General features: G+C 64.9%; 22 protein-coding genes. 7 read left to right on the forward strand and 15 right to left on the reverse strand.

The features are described from left to right. Positions 1-129: 129 nt before the first annotated feature. The 4 genes from L6639_RS06875 to cobS form a co-directional block, all read right to left on the reverse strand. On the reverse strand, positions 130-825 hold the full coding sequence (locus L6639_RS06875; protein ID WP_237860084.1) for a hypothetical protein: 696 nt from the start codon (positions 823-825) through the stop codon (positions 130-132). 36 nt (positions 826-861) lie between these two features. After that, complete coding sequence (locus L6639_RS06880; RefSeq protein ID WP_237860086.1) at positions 862-1,923, reverse strand: esterase-like activity of phytase family protein; 1,062 nt, start codon at positions 1,921-1,923, stop codon at positions 862-864. Further along, complete coding sequence (cobT, locus tag L6639_RS06885) at positions 1,920-3,824, reverse strand: cobaltochelatase subunit CobT (RefSeq protein WP_237860089.1); 1,905 nt, start codon at positions 3,822-3,824, stop codon at positions 1,920-1,922. The genes L6639_RS06880 and cobT overlap by 4 nt, the downstream gene beginning before the upstream one ends. A 142-nt stretch (positions 3,825-3,966) precedes the next feature. Further along, complete coding sequence (gene cobS, locus L6639_RS06890) at positions 3,967-4,965, reverse strand: cobaltochelatase subunit CobS (RefSeq protein ID WP_028175820.1); 999 nt, start codon at positions 4,963-4,965, stop codon at positions 3,967-3,969. Between the two features lie 297 nt (positions 4,966-5,262). Between cobS and L6639_RS06895 the strand changes: the two genes are divergently transcribed. Further along, positions 5,263-5,922, forward strand: a complete 660-nt coding sequence (locus L6639_RS06895) for a DedA family protein (RefSeq protein ID WP_237860092.1) — start codon at positions 5,263-5,265, stop codon at positions 5,920-5,922. A gap of 101 nt (positions 5,923-6,023) precedes the next feature. Here L6639_RS06895 and L6639_RS06900 read toward each other — a convergent pair whose 3' ends face one another. Beyond that, positions 6,024-7,292 carry a citrate synthase family protein gene (locus L6639_RS06900; RefSeq protein ID WP_237860095.1) on the reverse strand — a complete coding sequence of 423 codons (1,269 nt, stop codon included), beginning with the start codon at positions 7,290-7,292 and terminating at the stop codon, positions 6,024-6,026. An 83-nt stretch (positions 7,293-7,375) separates the two neighbouring features. Between L6639_RS06900 and L6639_RS06905 the strand changes: the two genes are divergently transcribed. Next, the gene (locus L6639_RS06905) at positions 7,376-8,479 is read left to right on the forward strand and encodes a citrate synthase/methylcitrate synthase (protein ID WP_237860097.1); all 1,104 of its coding nucleotides are present in this window, start codon (positions 7,376-7,378) and stop codon (positions 8,477-8,479) included. A gap of 94 nt (positions 8,480-8,573) precedes the next feature. On the opposite strand, the gene L6639_RS06910 is transcribed toward L6639_RS06905, so the two are convergent. Further along, positions 8,574-9,206, reverse strand: a complete 633-nt coding sequence (locus L6639_RS06910; RefSeq protein ID WP_237860100.1) for a J domain-containing protein — start codon at positions 9,204-9,206, stop codon at positions 8,574-8,576. A 108-nt stretch (positions 9,207-9,314) separates the two neighbouring features. Here L6639_RS06910 and L6639_RS06915 point away from each other — a divergent pair, with 108 nt between their 5' ends. Continuing rightward, positions 9,315-9,584 carry a BolA family protein gene (locus tag L6639_RS06915; RefSeq protein ID WP_237860103.1) on the forward strand — a complete coding sequence of 90 codons (270 nt, stop codon included), beginning with the start codon at positions 9,315-9,317 and terminating at the stop codon, positions 9,582-9,584. A gap of 117 nt (positions 9,585-9,701) precedes the next feature. Here L6639_RS06915 and L6639_RS06920 read toward each other — a convergent pair whose 3' ends face one another. From L6639_RS06920 to L6639_RS06930, 3 genes are all read right to left on the reverse strand, one after another. Further along, the gene (locus L6639_RS06920) at positions 9,702-11,006 is read right to left on the reverse strand and encodes an HlyC/CorC family transporter (RefSeq protein WP_237860106.1); all 1,305 of its coding nucleotides are present in this window, start codon (positions 11,004-11,006) and stop codon (positions 9,702-9,704) included. Between the two features lie 90 nt (positions 11,007-11,096). Further along, complete coding sequence (gene aroB / locus L6639_RS06925) at positions 11,097-12,245, reverse strand: 3-dehydroquinate synthase (protein ID WP_237860109.1); 1,149 nt, start codon at positions 12,243-12,245, stop codon at positions 11,097-11,099. Further along, positions 12,242-12,853 carry a shikimate kinase gene (locus L6639_RS06930; RefSeq protein WP_237860112.1) on the reverse strand — a complete coding sequence of 204 codons (612 nt, stop codon included), beginning with the start codon at positions 12,851-12,853 and terminating at the stop codon, positions 12,242-12,244. The genes aroB and L6639_RS06930 overlap by 4 nt, the downstream gene beginning before the upstream one ends. A 170-nt stretch (positions 12,854-13,023) precedes the next feature. Between L6639_RS06930 and L6639_RS06935 the strand changes: the two genes are divergently transcribed. The 4 genes from L6639_RS06935 to L6639_RS06950 all read left to right on the forward strand — a co-directional run bounded on the left by L6639_RS06935 (position 13,024) and on the right by L6639_RS06950 (position 17,202). Then, positions 13,024-13,170: a hypothetical protein gene (locus L6639_RS06935; protein ID WP_035669499.1), complete on the forward strand. Its 147-nt coding sequence runs from the start codon at positions 13,024-13,026 to the stop codon at positions 13,168-13,170. Between the two features lie 17 nt (positions 13,171-13,187). Further along, positions 13,188-14,153, forward strand: a complete 966-nt coding sequence (xerD, locus tag L6639_RS06940) for a site-specific tyrosine recombinase XerD (RefSeq protein ID WP_237860114.1) — start codon at positions 13,188-13,190, stop codon at positions 14,151-14,153. Positions 14,154-14,341: 188 nt separating this feature from the next. Then, entirely contained in the window at positions 14,342-15,304 is a 963-nt protein-coding gene (locus tag L6639_RS06945) for an acetyl-CoA carboxylase carboxyltransferase subunit alpha (RefSeq protein ID WP_128949359.1), read from the forward strand. A gap of 386 nt (positions 15,305-15,690) precedes the next feature. Further along, positions 15,691-17,202: a L,D-transpeptidase family protein gene (locus L6639_RS06950; protein WP_237860115.1), complete on the forward strand. Its 1,512-nt coding sequence runs from the start codon at positions 15,691-15,693 to the stop codon at positions 17,200-17,202. Between the two features lie 140 nt (positions 17,203-17,342). On the opposite strand, the gene L6639_RS06955 is transcribed toward L6639_RS06950, so the two are convergent. From L6639_RS06955 to L6639_RS06980, 6 genes are read right to left on the reverse strand one after another with little or no spacing between them, the layout of a single operon-like run. Beyond that, complete coding sequence (locus L6639_RS06955) at positions 17,343-18,038, reverse strand: ABC transporter ATP-binding protein (RefSeq protein ID WP_237860116.1); 696 nt, start codon at positions 18,036-18,038, stop codon at positions 17,343-17,345. Further along, positions 18,031-18,765, reverse strand: coding sequence for an ABC transporter ATP-binding protein (locus L6639_RS06960; RefSeq protein WP_237860117.1), 735 nt, complete (start codon positions 18,763-18,765; stop codon positions 18,031-18,033). Before L6639_RS06960 ends, L6639_RS06955 begins: the two co-directional genes overlap by 8 nt. Beyond that, the gene (locus L6639_RS06965; protein WP_237860119.1) at positions 18,752-19,846 is read right to left on the reverse strand and encodes a branched-chain amino acid ABC transporter permease; all 1,095 of its coding nucleotides are present in this window, start codon (positions 19,844-19,846) and stop codon (positions 18,752-18,754) included. The genes L6639_RS06960 and L6639_RS06965 overlap by 14 nt, the downstream gene beginning before the upstream one ends. A gap of 6 nt (positions 19,847-19,852) precedes the next feature. Further along, positions 19,853-21,067, reverse strand: a complete 1,215-nt coding sequence (locus L6639_RS06970; protein ID WP_237860121.1) for a substrate-binding protein — start codon at positions 21,065-21,067, stop codon at positions 19,853-19,855. Positions 21,068-21,071: 4 nt separating this feature from the next. Beyond that, entirely contained in the window at positions 21,072-21,929 is an 858-nt protein-coding gene (locus tag L6639_RS06975) for a branched-chain amino acid ABC transporter permease (RefSeq protein ID WP_237860124.1), read from the reverse strand. 36 nt (positions 21,930-21,965) lie between these two features. Then, positions 21,966-23,480: an amidase gene (locus L6639_RS06980; RefSeq protein WP_237860126.1), complete on the reverse strand. Its 1,515-nt coding sequence runs from the start codon at positions 23,478-23,480 to the stop codon at positions 21,966-21,968. Positions 23,481-23,600 lie beyond the last annotated feature (120 nt).

Here is a 23,600-nt window from a genome sequence, read left to right on the forward strand (position 1 = left end):
TGGGTTTGGCGAAGGCTGGTCACTCCGAGTCTTCGCAAAACTCCTGCTGCGGCGTATGGGTCCCGGGCTCGCTGCGCGCCCCGGGACGACGGCGGAGTTTGTGGCGCGGCCTACGCCCGCCCCATCACGCTACGGCAAATCCTCGAACTTTCCCGGAATCGGCTTGCCCATGCGGATCCTGCCGTTGGGCAGGATCTCGCCGTCCGCCTGCGCGGAAAACTGGATCGTGTTGCCGCCGCCGTCGCGCTTGCTGGCCTTGCCGAGCGGGCCGAGCTTGTCGGCGAGCGCGGTGTCGTCGGCCGTGAAGACGCGGTAGTCGGTGAGATGGAAGCGGCGCGGGGCCGCCCAGGTGAAATCAGGCACTGACGTACGCATGTCGGCATCGTTGACGCGATCGACTGTGCGGCCGGTGACGTCGCGGAACAGGTCAGGGCCGTCGAGCAGCTTCGCGCGCGCGCCGTCGACCGAATAGATGTTCAGCGTGACGATGTGGCGCTCGCTGCGGAACGACACCGCGACGTCGCGCGAATCCGCCGACCACGCCGCGTGGAAGGCATCCGGCGCGCTGTCGAGGATGTTGTCGTCGTTGATGTCGTCGAGCGTCATCAGCTTGCGATGCGCCGGCTCCGCCATCAGGTAGATGCGAAAACCGTCGCTGCCGGATTCGCCGCCGCCATGGGCGGCAACGGACAACTTTCCGTTCGGCGCCTTGCCGCCGAGGATGATGGCGTATTCATTCTTGCCGTATTGATGCTCTGATGTCGCCAAAGCCGGCGATGCGGCTAGGGCGAGAAGCATGGCGATGACGGCGCGGCGGTGGGGCATGATTGTATGTCGGCGAAGGGGCCGCCGACGTTCAACCTACTCCACCAGCGTGAATTGCAGCAGCAGCGTGCGCTGGAGCATGGAGAAATTGTCGTCCGACACCATGGTCAGCACGGTCTCGCCATCGGCCGTGACGTGAGCGTCGATGCCTTCCATGTTGTCGACCTCATCGCCGAGATCGGCGCGAAACAGCTCGCCGCCGTCGACCAGCGCGCCCGGCGCGATCGATTTCAGGGGGATCGCGCGGATGCGGATGTCGATGCCGGTGAACCAGGAGAATTTGCGCTCGAGGATCAGGACCTCACCGGAGGCCAGCAGCACGGCGTCGCTGATGTCGAACTTGTCGGTGCGGCGCACGGCGAACTGGCCGGGCGACGGGCCGCCGATCAGGAAGGCGACCAGGTTGCCGTCGGCATCCAGCCCGCGCTCGGAGAACGCAATCAGCGTGCCGGCAAGTGGTTGGCCTTTCGGCACGAACACCAAAGCCTCGAGCCCCTTGTTGACCGGCAGCTTGCGGATCGCAGCCGGCGAGGCGATCACCTCGCCGCGGGCGCGCGTGCCGCCCTTGGCGAAGTCGAAGCGCATGATCTGGTTGACGCGCTCCAGCCCGACATAGACGAGCGAGCCGTCGCGCGCGAGCGACTCGGTGTCGTACCAGAGCCGCTTCTCCGTAATCGGCCGCCCCTCGGCGTTGAGCATCGGCGCGGCCTCGACGCCGTCGAGCCCGGCCATCTTGCTGCCGTCATAGCGGACGGCGCCGGTGAACCAGGTGCCTTGATCCGAGAGCGCGAGGAAGCGCTCGCCCTTGTCATCGAGGAAGCGAAAGCCTGAGAGGCCGCCGAAGCCACGATGCGGCGAGGTCAAGACGAGCCCGCTGCGATATTGCAACGAACCGAAGCGCACGCGCGCGCGATCGCGCGGTTCAAAACTGGGAATCGGCCGCGCGTTGACTTCGATGCTGACGGGCGCGTCGACGGCGTGCTCGGGCTGCGCCGGCTTGGGCACGGCCTGCGCCTGCACGAGCCGGGACGATGCGAGAGTGGAAAATCCCGCCGCCGCGTGGCCTATAAAGCTGCGGCGGGATCGATGTGTGCTCACGAATGCAATTTGCGTCGCGGGCGACCGGCCGGCTGGGTGGGCGCGGTGTTGGTCTCGCTGAAGAGCTCGGCGAGCTTTTCGGTGATGGCACCGCCGAGTTCTTCGGCGTCCACGATCGTCACCGCGCGGCGGTAGTAGCGCGTCACGTCATGGCCGATGCCGATCGCGATCAGCTCGACCGGAGAGCGGGTCTCGATCTCCTCGATGATGTGGCGCAGATGCCGCTCGAGATAATTGCCGGGATTGACCGACAGCGTGGAATCGTCGACCGGCGCGCCGTCCGAGATCATCATCAGGATCTTGCGCTGCTCGGGCCGGCCGAGCAGGCGCTTGTGCGCCCAGTCCAGCGCCTCGCCGTCGATGTTCTCCTTCAGCAGCCCCTCGCGCATCATCAGGCCGAGATTCTTGCGCGCACGGCGCCAGGGGGCATCGGCGGATTTGTAGATGATGTGGCGGAGATCGTTGAGACGGCCGGGATTGGCCGGCTTGCCGGCGGCTAGCCACGCTTCACGCGATTGCCCGCCCTTCCAGGCGCGCGTGGTGAAGCCCAGAATCTCGACCTTGACGCCGCAACGCTCCAGCGTGCGCGCGAGGATGTCGGCGCAGGTGGCGGCGACCGTGATCGGGCGTCCGCGCATCGAGCCGGAATTGTCGAGCAGCAGCGTCACGACCGTGTCGCGGAACGTCGCCTCCTTCTCGTGCATGAAGGACAGCGGATGATAGGGATCGGTCACCACGCGCGACAGGCGCGCGGGATCGAGGATGCCCTCTTCGAGGTCGAACTCCCAGGCGCGGTTCTGCTGCGCCATCAAACGCCTCTGGAGGCGGTTGGCGAGGCGGGCGACGATGCCCTGCAGATGCGCGAGCTGCTTGTCGAGATAGGCGCGCAGGCGCTCCAGCTCGTCATGGTCGCAGAGGTCCTCGGCGGCGATGACCTCGTCGAATTTCGGCGCGAAGGCGTAATATTCCGGCCCGCGCGGCTCGTTCTTGCCGTGCTGGTTCGGACGCGTCGCCTCGCCGGGCGTCTCGTCGTCGCCAAGCTCGCCGTCGTCGAAGGTATCTGATGTAGAGGCCTGCGCGCTTTCCATCGCGCTCTCGCTCATCTCCTCGGACGAGGCCTGCGCCTGGTCGGCGCTCATCTCCTGCGCGGCGTCGGAATCGGGCGAGCCCTCGGCGCCGGACTGATCGTTGTCGCCGTCCTGGTTCTCGTCGTCGTCTTCGTTGTCCTCACTGTCGGCGCTGCGCTCGTCGCCGAGCTCGAGCGCGGTCAGCAAATCATGCACGGCATCGCCGAACTTGGTCTGGTCCTCGACCACACCATCGAGCCGGTCGAGCCGCTTGCCGATCTTGTCTTCGAGAATCGGACGCCAGAGATCGACCATCTTCTTTGCGGCCGTGGGCGGCGCCAGGCCCGTCAGGCGCTCGCGCACCAGCATCGCCAAGGCATCGGCGAGCGGTGCATCGGCACGGTCGGTGATCTCGTCGAACTTGCCGCGATGGAAATGGTCATCGAGCATCGCGGTGAGATTCTTGGCAACGCCCGCCATGCGGCGCGCACCGATGGCCTCGACCCTGGCCTGCTCCACCGCCTCGAACACGCCGCGTGCCTGCGGATTGCCAGGCATCAGCTTGCGATGCAGCTTGGCGTCGTGACAGGCGATCTTGAGCGCGATGGAATCGGCGTGGCCGCGCACGATCGCAGCATCGCGCTTGGTCATCTTGCGCGCCGGCTCCGGCAGCCGCGCCTTGCCCGGCGCAAGGCCCGGACGCTCGGCCGCGAAGGAGACGTCGAGCTCGGGCGACTTCGCGATCGCCTTCAGGCAGGACGCGACCGAACGCTTGAACGGCTCGGTCGGCGCTTCCTTGGTGTTGCGGAATTTGGAGTTGGAGGGCGTGCTCATCTCGATCTCACCGTCGTCCCGGCGAAGGCCGGGACCCATAGCCACCGACGGTTGGTGCGTCAGGGAAAACTATCAGCATCGCTTCATCGAGAGACCTCGCGGTATGGGTCCCGGCCTTCGGGACGACATGCCGCGAGAGATATCAGCTGAGCGCCACGTTGACGGCCGATTCCGGCAGTTCCGCGTTGAAGCAGCGCTGGTAGAACTCGGCGACCAGGGGACGCTCGAGCTCGTCGCACTTGTTGAGGAAGGTCACGCGGAAGGCGAAACCGATATCGCCGAAGATATCGGCGTTCTCAGCCCATGTGATCACTGTGCGCGGGCTCATCACCGTCGACAGATCGCCATTGGCGAAGGCGTTGCGGGTGAGATCCGCGAGGCGAACCATCTTGTTGACGATGTCGCGGCCCTCCTGGGTGCGATAGTGCTTGGCCTTCGCCAGCACGATCTCCACTTCCTCGTCGTGGCTAAGGTAATTCAGCGTGGTGACGATCGACCAGCGGTCCATCTGGCCCTGGTTGATCTGCTGGGTGCCGTGATAGAGGCCCGAAGTGTCGCCGAGGCCGACCGTGTTGGCGGTCGCAAACAGGCGGAACGACGGGTGCGGCTTGATCACCTTGTTTTGGTCGAGCAGCGTCAGGCGGCCGGAGACTTCGAGCACGCGCTGGATCACGAACATCACGTCCGGGCGGCCGGCGTCGTATTCGTCGAACACCAGCGCGACGTTGTGCTGCAGCGCCCAGGGCAGGATGCCGTCGCGGAACTCGGTGACCTGCTTGCCGTCACGGACCACGATGGAGTCCTTACCGACGAGATCGATACGGCTGATGTGGCTGTCGAGGTTGACGCGCACGCAGGGCCAGTTCAGGCGGGCGGCGACCTGCTCGATATGGGTGGATTTGCCGGTGCCGTGATAGCCGGTGACCATCACGCGGCGGTTGCGAGCGAAGCCGGCGAGAATGGCAAGCGTGGTGGCGCGGTCGAAACGGTAGTCGGAATCGACTTCAGGAACGTGAGGATCGACTTCGGAATAGGCCGGCACTTCGAGATCACTGTCGATCCCGAACACCTGGCGCACCGACACCTTCATGTCGGGCAAACCGGAAACTTCCTCAACTTTGGACATCGCGGCGGTCGTCATCAATCCTCCGAGGTCCCGGGCGATCCCGAGACCAGTTATTTGCACGTTGGCTGCGGCTGGGTGCGGCTGCGAACCTATCAGAGACAACGTGCCGGCAGAAGCCCGCCCCACAATCAAAGTTCCGTTGTCTTTTCATTTAGATAGGCAAGGAACGCGATTTTTGGAAGGCTGCAATGCAAATCTCGCCCAAATTTCGCGCCGGGCAGGCGCCCTGCCCAAGCGAATGGCACTTTCGTCGCCTCTGCTTACTTGTGTAAGGGTCTGAACCCGAATGCTCCAGCCCGCTACAGAGACCTCGTGACTTCTTTCCTTGATCCGCTGATATCCTTCGTCTCAGTCCACGCGTGGCTGGCCTATCTGACCCTGTTCCTGGCGGCGCTTCTCGAAGCTGTCCCGGTGGTGGGATCGGTCATCCCGGGCTCGACCATCATCCTGGCTCTGAGCGCCCTCATCCCGGGCGGCGAGTTGAAACTGCAATGGGTGCTGCTCGCGGCGGCCGTCGGCGCCGTGATCGGCGACGGTTCGGCCTACTGGATCGGGCACCGGCAGCAGCGCGGGATCCTCAACACCTGGCCGCTGACCAGATATCCGCGTGTGGTCGAGGAGAGCGAGACCTTCTTCCATCGCTTCGGCACCTGGGCGGTGTTCTTCGCCCGCTTCGTGCCGCCGATCCGCGCCTTCGTACCCATCACAGCCGGTGCGCTCGGGATGACGCCGGCGAAATTCTACGCGGTCAATATCCCGGCGATCCTGGTCTGGGCGCCCGCCCATGTGCTGCCGGGTGTACTGGCGGTGTCGGCCCTGCATGAATATGCCGGGCTGCCGCACCATGAGCATATCGGCAAGCACATCTGGATGTTCAGCGTGATCGGTGTTGCGATCGTGGTGGGATTGGCGATCTGGACCATCCGGAGAAGGCACGGTGGCGGCGTGGCGGCAGCGAAGGCGCGGGGGTAAGGCGCCCACATCCGTCGTCGTGGCGAAGACCAGGCTTCATTGCTCCCGGGAATGGTGTGGCGAAATTGGCAATCCCGAGCCTTCGCCAAACCACCCTGGGACTATGGGTCCTGAATGGGCGCTCGCTTTGCTCGCTGGTCCGGGACGACGGCCCCTGGATTTGTCGTCCGCCGCCCCGGCGCCGGTCCCACATACCTCGCCCGCGGCCTGATCAACTTGCCGAACTGCAATTGCTCGCTGGAATGGGCGATCCAGCCGACGCTGCGGGCCATCGCGAACAATGCTAGCTCGCTGCCTGCAGGCAAGCGCAGCGCGTGGACGAGCACAGCCAGCACATAGTCGATGTTGACGAACTCGCCGGTCGCCTCCGCGATCCGCTCCGGCACCTCTTTGGTGAATTTGCGGGGCGCGCCGGCGCGGGCCAGCGCGTTCAGCAGCGATTGCGCGCGGGGATCGCCGCGCTTGTAGACGCCGTGGCCGAAGCCCGGAAAGCGCTCGCCGAGCGCCACGCGCTCGCGCACCATCGGCTCGACATCGCGGTCGACCAGCGTCTTGACGAGTTGCGAGGCCAGCACGCCGGCGCCGCCGTGCTTCGGGCCTTTCAGCGCAGCGAGACCGGCGATCACGGCATCGTAGAGATTGAGTCCGGTCGAGGCTGCGCAACGCGCGGTGAAGGTCGACGCGTTCAATTCGTGGTCGGCGAGCAGCACCAGCGCGCGGCGGATCAAATCAGGCGCGTGCTTGTTGTCGGGCGCCCAGGCGCGCGCGATCTGCTGATGCAGCGGATCGGATGACGGCTCGGAATTCAGCATCGTGGCAACAAGGAGCCGAACGATGCGCGCGCCGACCAGCGCGCGGCCATCGGGTGCGCGGGTGAAGGCACGGGAATCGGCGCCGGTCGCGAGCGCGAGCACGGCAATGGCGCGGTCGATCGGCGCGGCGCGGCGCGCGGCTTGCGCGATCGCGCGCATCTCGTCGGAGATCTTTGGCTGATTGTCAGGAGCGAAGGGATCGACGTCGGAGACATCCCAGAGCAGCGTTGCGGTGTGCTCCAGCGTGTCGTTCTCGGCGAGATCGATGCAGTTCACACCGCGATAGATCGCGCCCTCCTCCGTGATGGTCGAGATCTCCGTGTCCATGACAGGCAGGTCCGCGTCGAAGCTGCGCAGGCCGCGCGGCTCCGGCGATGGCACCCGGCGCTCCTTCAGGGCGCGCACGTCCTCGGCGCGATAGCGGTTCTTGCGCGAGTCCGGCGTCGGCTCGGAGCGGATCAGGCCGCGGCTGACATAGGCGTAGAGGGTGGCCGGTGAGATCGCGAGCTCGGCGGCGGCTTCCCGGGCAGAGAGGTAGAGCTCCTCGGAAATATTCATATTGATTTATGTAATCAAGATTGATCAATCTGTCGAGAGGGCCGATTTTCTCCTGGTGCAGTGCAAAAAGGGAGATTTGGTCCATGAACATCCACCTCACCAAAAGCCAGATCGGTCTGGACGGCGTCCCCGCGGCCGAAACCGTGCTGAGCCACGTCGACGGCGAGCGCGGTGAGTTGATCATCGCCGGCGAGCATGTCGGCCGCCTCGCCGCCGTCTCGAGCTTCGAGGGCGTCACCGCCCGGCTCTGGAACGGCGCGAGCAAAACCACCCTCACCGAAGCCAATGTCCGGGCGAGCCTCGGTGCGGCGCGCGAGCGGGCATTCGCGCGGCTGGACGAATTGCTGCCGGCAACGCGCGGCATGGGCATCATCGACGGTTTTCGTGCGGCGGTCGCCGGCTTGCGCGCCGAGCACGGGCTCGAGCACGAGGCGACCATCGTCGGCGCCTTCCCGGTGATCGCGGGCGCGCTGGTCCGGCGCGCCAAGGGATTGGAGCCGATCGCGCCTGATCCGACCGTCAGCCACGCCGCCGACACGCTGCGCATGCTGCATGGACGCTCGCCCGCGGCTCGCGAGGTGACTGCGCTGGATGCTTATCTCGTCACCGCCAGCGACCACGGCATGAACGCCTCGACCTTTACCGCGCGCGTCGTGGCCTCAACGCAAGCCAATCTGTTCGCGGCCGTCACCGCCGGCTACTGCGCGCTGACCGGTCCGCTGCACGGCGGCGCACCGGAGCCGGTGCTGGAAATGCTGGATGCGATCGGCACGCGCGAGCGCATCCAGCCCTGGGTCGATGCCGCGCTGGCGCGCGGCGAGCGGATGATGGGTTTCGGTCACCGTGTCTATCGCGTGCGAGATCCGCGCGCGGATGTGCTAAAGACCGCGGTCGAGGCGCTCGCCTCCAACGGCACCGATCTGCCGTTTGCCGGCGAGGTCGAAGCCTATATCCGCGCAGCGCTGCGCAAGAAGAACCCGGAGCGGCCTCTGGAGACCAATGTGGAGTTCTTCACCGCGATCCTGCTCGATGCGCTGGCAATCCCGCGGCAGGCCTTCACGCCGATCTTCGCGGTGGCGCGCGCGGCAGGGTGGACCGCCCATGCACGCGAGCAGCAGCGGACGGGACGGTTGATCCGGCCGAGCTCGTCTTATGTGGGGGCAATGCCGGAGGCGTTTGTGGCGTGATGACGGATGGCTGAGACGCGATGGTGCTCAGCATTCCGAAATCGTAGATTCCATGGGGCGAAAGCCGGGACGACGCCAGAGAATGCCGGGAGGCTCAGGCCTCCCGCACCACCGTCTTGAGATAATTATACGCCTTGATGATCTCGATCAGGCGATCCTCGGTGGAGCGGTCGCCGCCATTGGCGTCGGGGTGGTGCTGCTTGACCAGGGCCTTGTACTTGGCCTTGACGTCGGCGAGCTTGGAATTCGGGCCGAGGCCCATGACCTGGAGCGCCTTGCGCTCGGCATTCATGACCTTGCGCGTTTCGGCCTTCGGCTCGGCCTCCGGCCCCTTGCGCCAGTTGGCGCGGCCGTTGATCTCGCTGAACATGCTGAACGGATCGGACGCCATATCGATCTCGGCTTCCGCGCCCTTCTTGCCGCCATTGGCGCCCATCTTCCAGGTCGGGCGATGGCCGGTCAGCGCATCCTTCTGATAGCGCGCGACGGCGTCGGCATTCATGCCGGAGAAGAAATTGTAGTTCTGATTGTACTCGCGGACGTGGTCCAGGCAGAAGTGCCAGTACTCGCGCTGGTTATCACGGCCCTTCGGCGCGCGGTGCGCGCCCTTGTTCTGACACCCGGCCCACTCGCAACCGACCGCGGTGTCCCGCGGCTTCACTTCGGCCTGCTTGCCCCGCGGCTTCACGCGGATGGAGTCGAAGAACTTTGATGAATCGATCGGCATGGCTGACTTTGACTACGCAATGCAAAAACCTTCAAGTCTTGACATTGCAATTAGCTGCGAACCCGGCAAATAACGGAGTGCGTCTCTGCACCTGAATGGCACACACACATGGCTATGAGCGACATTATCAGCAACAAGTTGCAGGAAGCTTTCACGCCGGAAAGCCTGCAAGTCGTCGACGAGTCACATTTGCATGAGGGCCATGCCGGCCATCGGCCGAGCGGCGAGACGCACTTTCGCGTTTATATTGTGTCTGGAGCCTTCAAAGGGAAGAGCCGGGTCGACCGTCATCGCATGATAAATGCGGCGCTGGCTGCGGAACTTTCCGGCGGCGTGCATGCGCTGGCGATCCACGCGCAGGCGCCGGGGGAAGGCTAACCGCTGTCATGCCCCGCGAAAGCGGGGCATCCAGTACTCCGAGACGGCGCGGCTAGAATCGAGCTGCCGCGGCGTACTGGATCGCCCGCTTTCGCGGGCGATGACACCGACCATGCATCAGAACGACGTCCCCGCCCGTCTCGGCTTTGCCTCTTCCATCTCGGCCTCGCGCGGGACCGGTGAAATACGGAGCGCGGTGATGCGGTTGCGTTCGCGGCGGAGCACGCGGAAGCGGAAGCCGTGGAACGTAAAACTCTGGCCACGGTCGGGGATCGAGCGCGCCTCGTGAATGACGAGGCCTGCGACCGTGGTTGCCTCGCCATCCGGCAGGCGCCAGTCCATGGCACGGTTGAGGTCACGGATCGGCACCGATCCGTCGACCACGACGGAGCCGTCCGGCTGGGCGCGCACGCCGGCGACGACGACGTCGTGCTCGTCTGAGATGTCGCCGACGATCTCTTCCAGAATGTCTTCCAGCGTCACGAGACCTTCGACTTCGCCATATTCGTCGACGACGAGCGCGAAATGGGTCTTGCGGCGGCGGAATGCCTTGAGCTGCTCGGACACGGGGCGCATCTCCGGCACGAACCAGGGCGGCAGCGCGATGGTGGAGACGTCGATGCGCGAAGTGTCGCCGTCGGAGGCGCGGATCGCGCGCAGGAGATCCTTGGCGTGGAGCACGCCGATGATGTTTTCCGGCTTCTCGCGCCAGAGCGGGATGCGGGTGTATTCGGTCGCCAGCACCTCACGCACCAGCTCCTCCGGCGGCAGATCGGCGTTGATCATCATCATCTCGGTGCGATGGATCATGACGTCGGAGACCTGGAGCTCGCGCAAATCCAGCAGGCCGCCGAGCATGTCGCGGTCCTGCTTCTCGACCTTGCCCTCGTGATGCAACAGGTCGACCGCACCGCGCAGGCGCTCGGTCGGCGACAGGATCGCCTGATGCTCGCCGGCGAGGCCGAAGCCGCGCATCAACATGCGCACGATGATTTCGACGACCCGCAGCAACGGACCCAGCACATACATCGTCAGCCGCATCGGGCGCGCGACCGCGAGCGCCATGCGGTCCGGCGCATTGATGGCGATGGTCTTGGGCAGCACTTCGGCGAAGATCACGACCAGCGCCGTCATCACGCCGGTGGCATAGAGCACGCCGACATCGCCGAACCAGGCGGTGAAGATGGAGGTCGCCAGCGCCGATGCGGTGATATTGGCGATGTTGTTGCCGAGCAGCAGCGCGCCGATCAGGCGCTCGCGCATGTCGAGCAGCCGCGAGACCACGTCGGCGTCGCGATTGCCCTGCTTGGAGAGCCGCAGCATGCTGGCGCGCGAGGCGCCGGTCAGCGCGGTCTCGCTCGCGGCAAAGAAGCCCGAGACCAGCAGGCAGATGATGACGATGGTGAAGCCGAGCCAATCCATGAGACTCTCAAAGCTCTTCTTTTGACGCGTTTTCTTGACGCGAACCGGTATCCACTTCGCTCGAAAACGCTTTGATCGTTCCGCCGCGCATCAAGCCTTTTGCGCGAGCTTGTCCTTCAGGAAGTCGCGCACCGGGGTCGGCTCGACGTCCTTGGCAATGACGGCGCGCCCGACGGCCTGCAGCAGGATGAAGGTGAGCCTGCCGCGCTTGACCTTCTTGTCCTGCGCCATCAGCGCCATCAGCGCGTCGGCATCGGCGAGCCCCTCCTGCGCAAAGCCGGCGATGTCCTGCAAGCGCGTCGGCAAGCCGGCTTCGATCAGGTGGCGTTCGACGCGGGCCGCATCAGCCTCGCCGATCATGCCGAGCCTGGTCGAGAACTGCGCCGCCAGCGTCATGCCGATCGCAACGCCCTCGCCGTGGAACAGGCGGTCGGAAAAACCCGTCGCGGCCTCCAGCGCGTGGCCGAAAGTGTGACCGAGATTGAGCAGCGCGCGCTCGCCGGTCTCGCGCTCGTCACGCGAAACGACGCCGGCCTTGGCGCGGCAGGAGGTCGCGATCGCATGCTCGCGCGCGGAGCCGCCCTTGAAGATGTCAGCGTGATTCTTCTCCAGCCAGGTGAAGAAGGCCTCGTCGCCGAGCACGCCGTATTTTGCGACCTCGGCATAGCCGGCGCGGAATTGCCGCGGCGACAGCGTGTCGAGCACGGCCGTGTCGGCGATGACAAGCACCGGCTGGTGGAAGGCGCCGAGCAAATTCTTGCCCTGCGGCGAGTTGATGCCGGTCTTGCCGCCGACGGAGGAATCGACCTGCGCCAGCAGCGAGGTCGGCACCTGCACGAAATCGACGCCACGGCGCAGGATCGCAGCGGCAAAGCCGGCGAGATCGCCGACGACGCCGCCGCCGAGCGCGATGACGAGATCGTTGCGCTCGATCTTGGCGGCGATCAGGGCTTCGCTGACTTTTTCCAGGCCGGCATAGGTCTTGGAGATCTCGCCTTCCTCGACGATGACGTGCGAGGTCGGAATGCCGGCGGCGGCGAGCGAGGCTTCCGTGGGCTCGAGCCAGTATTTTGCGACAGTGCGGTCGGTGACGATGGCCGTGCGCACACCGGGACGCAAAGCCGCGACCCGCTCACCGAGCGAAGACAGCACGCCGCGGCCGATGACGATGTCATAGGCGCGATCGCCGAGCGCGACGTCGACATTGACGGGATCGGAATGTTTCAAAGGCGCGGTCATCGAACGGCACTCGCGATATCGGCTGATGGTGGACCACAGAGATACGCGTGCAGCGTCTCGATGCATTCCTCGACGATCTTGTCATGCGGCACCTCACGCGAGGCGATGGTGAGGTCGGCCTTGCCGTAAACAGGCTCGCGCTCGGTGAGCAGGCGCGTCACGGTGCCTTCGGGATCGGGGGTCTGCAGCAGCGGACGGTCCGCGCGGCGGCGCACCCGCCGCATGATGACGTCATGGTCCGCCCTGAGCCAGATCGAGATCGCCTTCGCCGCGATGCGGCTCCGCGTCTCCTCGCGCATGAAGGCGCCGCCGCCGGTCGCCAGCACCAGCGGCCCGCCCTCCAGCAGGCGCGCGATCACCCGCGCTTCGCCGTCGCGGAAATGCTGCTCGCCGTGGCGCTCGAAAATCTCCGGTATGGTCATGCCGGCCGCCGCCTCGATCTCGGTATCCGCATCGACAAAAGTGAGCTTGAGCCGCGCCGCCAGGCGGCGACCGATGGTCGATTTGCCGACGCCCATCATGCCGACCAGCACGATCGAACGCCCGCCCAGTGCCGACAGGATGTCGGCCTCAGGGCTCGCTTGTACTGGCAACTCGGCGTCGGACATTATTGGCTCGATTGGATCTCGCTCAAACTGCCGCCAAAGGCGGCATCCCGGCCACCTATACGACCCCCTCGGGGCCCTCGCCAGAGGACTCTTGCTATGACCCGGCGAACATGTTGGATGATTTCATTGGTTAATTTGCCCGTTCAAGACCCGTATCGAGACCTTGCCCGATGCCCAGCCTGTTCCGCTTCCTGACGGTCGTCGCCGTGATCGCCGGCATCGTCTATGGCGTGGTGTTCGCGCTGGCCAACTTCGTCAATCCGAAGCCGCGGGAAATGACGGTGACGATCCCGCCGGATAAGTTTCTCAAGAAATAGGAGCTAGCCTGAAGGGCATGCGCAAATCCTCCGCCAAGCCCTCCGACGCCAAGCTCACCGGCCTGTTCCTCGACATGCTCGCGGCGGAACAGGGTGCCGGGCCCAACACGCTCGATGCTTACAGGCGCGACCTCACCGATTTTTCCGAGTTTCTGACCCGAGCTGGCCACAGCTTTGTGGACGCCGAGACGCAGACGTTGCGCGATTATCTTGGCGACCTCGATGCGCGCGGCTTCAAATCCTCCAGCGTCGCGCGGCGGCTGTCGGCGATGCGGCACCTGTTCCGCTTCCTGCTGAACGAGCGCATCCGAACCGAAGATCCCGCGGCGATCCTGTCTGGCCCCAAGCGCGGCCGCGGCCTGCCGAAGGTGCTGTCGATCTCGGATGTCGACCGCATGCTCCGCCGCGCCAAGGAGATGAGCGAGGCGGCGGACGCTTCGCCCTCGCAGCGGCTGCGGGCGTTGCGGCTCTATTGTCTGCTCGAGGTGCTCTACGCCACGGGCCTGCGCGTCTCCGAGCTGGTGTCGCTGCCACGCACGGCGGCCAAGCGCGACGCCCGCATGATCGTGGTGCGCGGCAAGGGCGACAAGGAACGGTTGGTGCCGCTCAACGAGGCCTCGCGGCAGGCGATGGCGGATTATCTCGGTGCGACGGAAGCCTCCAAGGGCGAGAAGAAGGGCAGCCTCGCCGCTACGAAATGGCTGTTTCCCTCCTTCGGCGAGAGCGGGCATCTGACGCGGCAGCATTTCGCCCGCGACCTCAAGGAGCTCGCGGTCGCTTCGGGACTGCAAGCACGGCTGGTCTCTCCGCACGTGCTGCGGCACGCGTTCGCGAGCCACCTGCTGCACAACGGCGCCGACTTGCGCATCGTGCAGACCCTGCTTGGCCATACCGACATCTCGACCACCCAGATCTACACCCACGTGGTCGAGGAACGGCTGAAGAGCCTGGTGCGCGACCTGCATCCGCTGGCGGAGAAGTAGCCGCCACCGCTCCGCGGAGGGCTAATCCGCCTTGACTTCGGCCACATCTCCGCAGAAAGAGCCGTGGCCTTATCCTTGATTTGGCGCGCTCCCGAGAGCGCACAGGTCAACCCCTTGAAGAAGCTAAACTTCTTTTCCTGAAGCCAGCCTCGCTTCGCCTCGTCGTCCCGTCCCCCTATATTGAAACGATGCCAGACCAGATGCGCAGCTATCTCGACTTCGAAAAGCCCGTCGCCGAGCTCGACTCCAAGGTCGATGAGCTCAGGACGCTCGCTGCCTCCGGCACCGACATCGCCGAGGAGATCGGCCGGATCGAGGACAAGGCCGCGCAGGCGCTGGCCGACCTCTATCAAAACCTGACGCCCTGGCAGAAGACGCTGGTGGCGCGGCATCCGCAGCGGCCGCATTTCAACGACTTCATCAAGGGCCTGATCACCGAATTCACCCCGCTCGCCGGCGACCGCAAGTTCGGCGAGGACGAGGCACTGGTCGCGGGCTTCGGCCGCTTCCGCGGCGAAGCCATCTGCGTGATGGGCCAGGAAAAGGGCGATTCCACCGAGAGCCGCATCAAGCACAATTTCGGCATGGCGCGCCCCGAGGGCTATCGAAAATGCGTGCGGCTGATGGAGATGGCCGAGCGGTTCGGCCTGCCGGTGCTGTCGCTGGCCGATTCCGCCGGCGCCTATCCCGGCATCGGCGCCGAAGAGCGCGGCCAGGCTGAAGCGATCGCACGCTCGACCGATGCCTGCATGGCGCTGACAGTGCCGAACGTTGCCATCATCACCGGCGAAGGCATGTCGGGCGGCGCCATCGCCATCACCACCGCCAACAAGGTCTTGATGCTTGAGCACGCGATCTACAGCGTGATCTCGCCGGAAGCCGCCTCCTCGATCCTCTGGCGCGACGGCTCCAAGGCGCAGGAAGCCGCCAACAACATGAAGATCACCGCCCAGGACATGCTGCGCTTCGGGGTGATCGACAGCATCCTGAAGGAGCCGGTCGGCGGCGCCCATCGCGACCCCGCCGCCATGATCGCCACCACCGGAGACGCCATCGCCAAGGCCTTCGACGAGCTCCGCGGCATGGACGGCGAGGCCATCCGCAAGCAGCGCCGGCAGAAATTCCTCGATATCGGCCGGAAACTGGGCTGATTCATCGTCATTCCGGGGCGATGCGCAGCATCGAACCCGGAATCTCGAGATTCCGGGTTCGCCCTTCGGGCGCCCCGGAATGACGGTTTGGTGGCCCGGTAACCCCGCATTAACCCTTTTTTTGCCCAAATCGGCGATCTCAGTACCGGTTCGACTGCAAAGTCCAAGTTCCGGCCCAGTTTAAGTCTCTGTTGACCACGCCGCCGCGCCAACGGGCTCGTGATCCCCGGTCGGGTTGCGACCTCAAGGGGCGGAGGTTAGAATTTTAATCAATGGCTTCAGGGCATAAGCGCTGGGGTTTGGTCTGAAAAAGTCCGGCTGTCCGGTCAGGCCAAGCTCCACAAATCGGGGTTCGCGCTTCCGCCCGGCACGTTGTGGGGTCCATCTTGAATTCTCGTTCGCTTGCTCGCGCGCTCTTGGCTTCGGTTGCGCTTGCCGTCAGCATCGTGCTCGCCGGCTGCGATACCGATCAGGTGTCGCTGGCGACCAACGCCAAGGCCAATCAGCCGGTCTCGCCCAAGCTCATCGCCGCGATGGGCGAGAAAGATATGGATCTGAATTCGCCGATCCTGATCCGCCTGTTCAAACAGGAAGCCGAGCTCGAGATCTGGAAGCAGACCCGATCAGGCCAGTTTGCGCTGCTCAAGACCTATCCGATCTGCCGCTGGTCGGGCGATCTCGGACCGAAGGTGCGGGAAGGCGACCGCCAGGCGCCGGAAGGATTCTACTCGATCAATCCAAGCCAGATGAATCCGCAGTCGGCCTATTACCTCTCGTTCAACACCGGCTTCCCCAACGCGTTCGACCGCGCCTTGGGGCGCACCGGCTCGCAGTTGATGGTGCATGGCGATTGTTCGTCACGCGGCTGCTACGCCATGACGGACGAGCAGATCGCCGAAATCTATTCGCTCGGGCGCGAGTCATTCTTCGGCGGCCAGAAGGCGTTCCAGTTCCAGGCCTATCCTTTCAGGATGACGCCGGTGAACATGGCCAAGCACCGCAACAATCCGAACATGGCCTTCTGGAAGATGATCAAGGAGGGCTATGATCATTTCGAGGTGACGCGGCAGGAGCCGAAGGTCGACTTCTGCGAGAAGAAGTACGTGTTCGACGCGGCCAAGGCGCCCGACGCCAAGCGCGATCCCGTGTTCGATGCCTCCGCCAAGTGCCCGGCCTACGTGATCCCCGAAGACATCGCCAGCGCCGTGCGCGAGAAGGAGCAGCGCGACGAGGCCGAGTACAGCAAGCTCGTCGCCAAGGGCACGCCGGTGGCGCGCATGAACACCGGCATCGACGGCGGCATGAACAAGGTCTTCGCAGCCAAGATTCCGGAAGGCTCGACCGGCCTGTCGGAAGGCGCCGAAGGCAATACGCTGCAGATGCTGGCGATGTCGAAGGCGCCGGGCACAATCCCCGGCACCGTCAACCCGCCGAAGCCGAACCTCGAGCCGGCCGCCTCCGCGCCGCAGGAAGAGCCGGTCGTCGCCGTCAGCGCGCCCGCGACCAACACACGCGTCGCCTCGGTTCAGCCTGCCGAAAAATCCGGCGGCTTCTTCTCCAATATCGGCCGCAAGATGGGCTTCAGCACCGCCGACACCACGGCGACCACGCCGCCGCCGCAAGCGACCGCCTCCGTGACCCCGGCCCCCGCAGCGCCGAGCACGGCCTCCAAGCTGAAGGCCGCGGTGACCCATCTCGTCCATCGCGATACCCCAAAGGATAAGCCGGCCGTTGCCGCCAAGCCCGCCGAGCCGGCAAAGCCCGCGGAGACCAAGGTCGCCGCAACGCGGCCCGCGCTGAAGCCGTCGGTGAACGATGGTGACAGCGGCCAGATGGCCGGCGCTGCACCCGTGGTGTCGTCCAACTCGTTCGACAGCCGCTTTGGCGCGTTGAAATAAGGGCGGCTTCGCTCTCGAAACGAACTCCGCCGTCATCGCCCGCGAAAGCGGGCGATCCAGTATTCCAGAGACAGCAGTTTTTGAACCGATAAGCCGCGGCGTACTGAGTTCTGGGCGAGAGCGGCGCGCCTCGCCCAACCCTACGGTGCCAGGTACCGCATCAGCTCCGGATCGCCCCGCACCTCGCCCGCTGCGCCTTGCAGCGCGACTCTTCCGCGATCCAGCACGTAGGCGTAGTCGGCGACGCGCAGCGCGAGGTCGAGATGCTGCTCGACGATGATGACGGCGATGCTCTTGGCGAGCTCGATCAGGCGCTCGGTGATCTCCTCGATCACGCCGATCCAGACGCCCTCGGTCGGCTCGTCCAGCAGCAGCAGCTTTGGATCCCCTAACATGGCGCGGCCGATGGCGAGCATCTTGCGCTCGCCGCCGGAGAGCGTGCCGGCGGGTTGGTCGAGGCGCTGGCCGAGCTTCGGAAAGATCGCCAGCACGCGGTCGACCGCGCTGACATCCTTGTTGAAGAGCGAGCCGACCGCGAGATTGTCGCGCACCGACAGGCGCGCGAACACCGAGTGCTCCTGCGGCACATAGCCGATGCCGGCGCGGACGCGCTCCTCCGGCCGGCGGCGGCTGATGTCGCGGCCGTCGAAGCCGATCTCGCCCTTCCACGCCGGCAGCTCGCCGACGATGGTCTTCATCAGCGTGGTCTTGCCCGCGCCGTTGCGACCGAGCACGGCGACGCCGCCGCGCCAGGGAATGCCGAGGTTGACGTCGAACAGGACCTGGCTGCGGCCATAGCCGGCGTCGAGATGCTTGATGTCCAAAAATTCAGGCACGGCGCAGATAAATCTCCTGGACGGATGTGTTGGCCTGGATCTCCGGCACGGTGCCTGAAGCCAGCACCTTGCCCTGGTCGAGCACGGTCAACCGATCACAGATGTCGCGGATGAAGTCGAGGTCGTGCTCGACGATGACGAGCGAGCAATGTTTTTTGATCGGCTGCAGCAATTCGCCGGTGACGCGGCGCTCCTCCAGGCTCATGCCGCCGGTCGGCTCGTCGAGCAGCAGAAGTTTCGGCTTGCCCGCGAGCGCCATCGCGATCTCGAGCCATTGCTGCTGGCCGTGCGACAGCGCGGCCGCCGCGTCGAAGGCGCGGTCGGCAAGGCGGAATTGCGTCAGCATGGTCATGACCTGATCATGCAGCGCGCCGCGCGTGCGCGAGAACACGAGATCGAGCAGCGAGGACTGCGCCTGCAGCGCGAGCAGGATGTTGTCGTACAGCGTCAGCGACGGCAGGACTGAGGTGATCTGGAATTTCAGGCTCATGCCGGCGCGCGCACGCTCGGTCGGCGTGAACGCGGTGATGTCGGTGTTGACGAAGCTCACCTTGCCCTGCGTCGGGACTTCCGCGCCGGCGATGCACTTCATCAGCGTGCTCTTGCCGGAGCCGTTCGGGCCGATCAGGCCATGAAACTCGTTCTCGTCGACGGTGAGCGCGGCGCCGTCGAGCGCAGTGAGCTTGCCGAAGATCTTTGAGATGCCCGCGGCTTCAAGGAGCGGCATTTCGCTTCTCCTTCCGCTTGGCACTGAAGCTGCCGACCCGCTCGCGCTCGCCCAGCACAAAGCTGATCAGCCCGAGCGGCCGGAACAGGATCACCAGCAGCAACAACACACCCAGAATGATCGGCCAGATGTCGCGATAATTATCCGATAGCCAGAAGCTGACGCCCTCGACGATGACGGTGCCGATGACGGCGCCGATCAGCGTGCCGGAGCCGCCGAACAGCACGTAAAGCACGACCTGCGTCGAGACGACGACACCGACCATATTGGGCCAGACAAAGCCTTCGTGGAAGGCATAGAGGCTGCCGGCAAGTCCGGCGATGGCGCCGCCGATCGCGAAGATGATTGCCTTGAGGTGCTGCGCCTTGTAGCCGAAGAAAGCGATGCGCTGCTCGTTCTCGCGCAAGCCCGCGAGCGCCAGGCCAAACTGCGAGCGCACCAGGAAGCGGCAGAGCAGATAGACGACGATGAGGATGCCGAGAACGAGGTAATAGAACGCCGGGCCTTCAGAGAATTCGTAGCCACCAAGCGTCATCGATGAAATCGAGGGGATGCCGTTCTGGCCGCCGAGATAATACCAGCCGCGCGCGAGCCGGTCGGCGGCGTAGGAGCCCGTGAGAGTGCCGAGTGACACGAAGATCACGCTGGAGGGATGCCGGCCCAGCAGCAGAAAGCCGCCGAGCAGCAGCGCGAAGGTGAGGCCGATCAGCGTGCCTGCCGGCAGCACCAGGAAGATGTTGGTGATGTCGAGGTCGCGCGCGAGCAGCGCGACGCCATACCCAGCCGAACCGAAGAACAGGGCCTGGCCGAAGCTCATGATGCCGGCATAGCCCCAGACCAGGTCAAACGACAGCGCGAACAGCGCCAGGATGACCACGCGCGTCGCGAACACCGTGAGGTAATCCTGCAGCACCAGCGGCGCGAGCAGCGCGGCGACGAGCACCACGCCCTCCACGACCGGCAGGACTTTTCGACCGGCGACAGCCTGGGCGGTCGCTACGCGTTCAGTCATTGCGACATCCGTCTCCCCGCCGAGCTCGGCGGGGATCGCCTGTTTCACTGCGCTCATCGACTTCGACATACGAGCTTAGCATTCCTTGGGATCGACGAGACCATCGCTGCGTCCGACGATCTCGTAATTCCCGCCCTTGGCGACCGCGGTGTACATCTTCATCTTGCAGTGCCGCTTGCCCGGCACCATCTCGGCCGGCCCGCCCGGACCTTCGGCGATCTTGGCGTGATCGAGCGCGGCGGCGACCGATTCGCGGTCAATCTTGCCGGCCTCCTTCACCGCAGCTTCCCACAGCTTCAGGCCACGATAGGTGCCGGTCGCCGCGCTTCCGGCGGCGAACAGGAAGTTGCCCGGGAAATCCTTCTCGTAGGCCGCCTGGATCTTGGCGTCGAACGGGTTCTCCTTGGTCAGCACCTTGAAATAGTCGAGGCAGCTCGCAAGGCCCTCGATCTCGTTGGCCTGATTGATGTTCAGCGTGTTCTCGTCATAGTAGACGCAGGCAAGACGACCGCCATTCTTGAGGAAGCCCGCTTCATAAAGCTGCTTGAAGAACGGGCCGACACCCGGCGGGATGACGGTGTTGAAGACGACGTCAACCTTGTTGGAGATAATGCGGTTGACGGTCGAGGAGAAGTCGATCTGGTCGAGCGGATAGTATTCCTCGAACACGACCTCGCCGCCGTTGGATTCGATCACCTTGCGAGCATAGACGTTGAGCGTGTGCGGCCAGACATAGTTGGCGCTCGGCAGCGCGAACTTCTTGCCGCCGTTCTTGATCAGCCAGGGAATGAACTCGTCGCATTGCTGCGCCGGCGTCGGGCCGGTGCAGAATAGAAAGGGCGTGCACTCCTTGCCTTCGTAGAGCTGCGGGTAGATGTAGAGCGTCTTGCCGCGCGCCACGATGGGGTCCTTGATCGCATTGCGCATCGACGAGGTGATGCCGCCCAGCACCATGTCGACCTTGTCGCGCTGGATCAGTTTCCGCACGTTGCCGACCGCGACCGATTCATTCGACGCGGTGTCCTCGATGTAGAGCTCGAGCGGACGGCCGAGCAGGCCGCCCGCGGTGTTGATGTCCTTGATCACCATCTTGGCGACGTTGGCGTCGGCATTGCCGGCGTAGGCGATCGGGCCGGTGAGGTCGGTCGCGATGCCGACCTTGATGGGAGCTTCGGCCGCATTGGCCCAGGGCGCCGGGATCACCCAGCTGCCGACGCCGGTCGCGACGGCACCGGAGGCGAAGGCAAAATTGGACAGGAAGCGGCGACGCGAGAGTTGACGATCGAACATATGACTAAACCCCTTTTCCAGCGATGAGGCCCTGCGGGCGGAATTTGATGAAAGCAATGGCGAGAACGAAGACGAGGACATCGGCGACCACGGGCGCCATGATCCACGGCAGCGCGGCGCTAAGCGTGCCGATGACGCCGGCACCGGCGACCGGGCCAATGAAGGACCCGACACCGCCGACCATGACGGCGACAAAGCCCTGAATCAGGAAGCGGATGCCGAGATCGGCGTAGAGGCTGAACACCGGCACGATCAGCGCGCCGGCAAGGCCGGCGAGCGCCGACCCAAAGGCGAAGGTGGCGCCGTACATCAGCGGCGTGGAAATGCCTGACGCACGCGCCAGCGACGGATTCTCCAGCGTGGCCCGCATGCGCAGGCCGAAGCTGGTGCGCGACAGCAGCAGATAGCAGCCGACCATCACCAGGAGCGTGATGACGATGATGGTGAAGCGCCACGCCGAGATGTGCATGGTGCCGATGTCGATCGAGCCGCCGATCGGCTCGGGCACCGTGAGATAGAAGCCGCCGATCAGCCCGCGCACGGATTCGCGGATGATCAGTCCGAGCGCGTAGGTGCCGAGCATCGCCACGATCGGCGCGGCATAGAAGCGGCGGATGATCAGCGCCTCCAGCACGAAGCCGAGCGCGCCGACCAGGAAGGGCGCGGCAACCATGCCGGCCCAGATCGGCAGGCCCTTGGCATAGGCGAGATAGGTGATGTAGGCCCCGAGCAGGACGAACTCGCCCTGCGCGAAGTTGAAGATGCCCATCATGCTGGCGATGATCCCGAGCCCCAGCACGATCAGGACGATGATCGCGCCAAAGCTCAGGATTTCGAACGCCGCGACGAACGCGTTAGCCATAGGATGCGATCCACCCCGCCTGCACCAGCGCGCCCCTCACATCTTCTTCCAGTCGCCGACCTGCTCGAAGGCATGCGCGGCGCGGTAGATGGTGGATTCCTCGAACATGCGGCCGACCAGCATCAGGCCGACCGGCAATCCGTCGACCATGCCGCAGGGCAGCGACATTGCGGGATGGTGGGTGATGTCGAACGGCGCGGTGTTGGAGATCATCTCCAGCGCGCGGGCGACGTAGTCCTCACGGCTGGCATTGGGCTCCGGCAGCTTGGTCGCGTTCATCGGCGTGGTCGGCATCAGCAGCAGGTCATAATCACCGAGCGCCTTGTCGTAGGCCGCGGTCAGCCGCCGCGAGATATTGAGCGCCTTGCCGTAGAAGCGTGGGCCGAAATTATTGTTGATGTAGGTACCGAGCATCATGAACAGCTTGGTGGTCTCGGACAGCGAATCGGCCTGGCGGCGCCAGCCGCGATGGAAATCCATCAGCGAGGTCGAATAGAGATCGCCGCGGCTGAGCCCGTAGCCATCGCCGAACATCATGGTCTGCGTCAGACCTTCTGTGCCGATGGGTGTCCAGATTGCGCCGCCCAGGAGATGCATCGGGATCGACACCGTCTCCACGCTGGCGCCAAGATCCTTAAAGCGTTTCGCCGCCTCGCGAACACTTTCATTCACCACGGCCTCTGCGCCCGGCTGCTCGAAGCCTTCCTTGACGATACCGATCTTCATGCCCTTGACGCCCTGGCCGAGCGCTTTGGTGTACTCCTCGACCTTCGGTGCCTTGATGCGCGGATCGTAGCCGTCGTCGCCGGCGAGCACTTCGAGCAGCAGCGCATTGTCGGCGACCGTCGCGGTCATCGGGCCGGTATGATCGACATAGATCTCGATCGGCATGATCCCGGTGTAGGGCACGAGGCCCCAGGTCGGCTTCATGCCGTAGATGCCGCAGAACGAGGACGGCATGCGGATCGAGCCACCCTGATCGCCGCCGATCGCCATGTCGACCTCGCCGAGCGCAACCACGACGCCCGAGCCCGACGACGAGCCGCCGGCGGAGTAGCCCATCTTGTGCGGATTATGCACCGGGCCGTAGGAGCCGGTGTGGCTGCCGCCGGACAGGCAGAAGTGCTCGCAATGCGTTTTGCCGACGATCTCGGCGCCGGCATCCAGCATGCGCGTGACAATGGTGGCGTCGAAATCGGGCATATAGCCTTCCAGGGTCGACGAGCCATTGGTCATGGGCACGCCGGCCAGCATGATGTTGTCCTTCAAGGCCACCGTCTTGCCCTTGAGCTTGCCGCTGGCCGCACCCTTCACCGTCGATTTGCGATACCAGGCATTGCGAGGGTTCTCCTCTGCTGAGGGCCGGTAGCCCGGCGTGCGCGGGTATTTCACCTCGGGCACCTCGTCGGGCATCGCGGCGACGAGATTGTAGGCCTCGATCGAGCCCTGCATCAGACCGCGGAACGAGGCGACGTCGTCGTCGGTCAGTGAAAGGCCGCACTGCTCGGCGACGCTGCGAAGCTGGGCTGGCGTGGGAAGGACAACTGTCACGGCGCTCTCCTGAAGTTTCTTGAAACGAAGATGGGCGTGGCCGCCCCGGCGCGACGCACCATCGGCCTCGCGGAAACATTCAAAACGGAAATATTTTCCTTCTCAAGTATTATTTTGCGC

This window comes from Bradyrhizobium zhengyangense (assembly GCF_022012555.1).
Taxonomy (GTDB): Bacteria; Pseudomonadota; Alphaproteobacteria; order Rhizobiales; family Xanthobacteraceae; genus Bradyrhizobium; species Bradyrhizobium zhengyangense.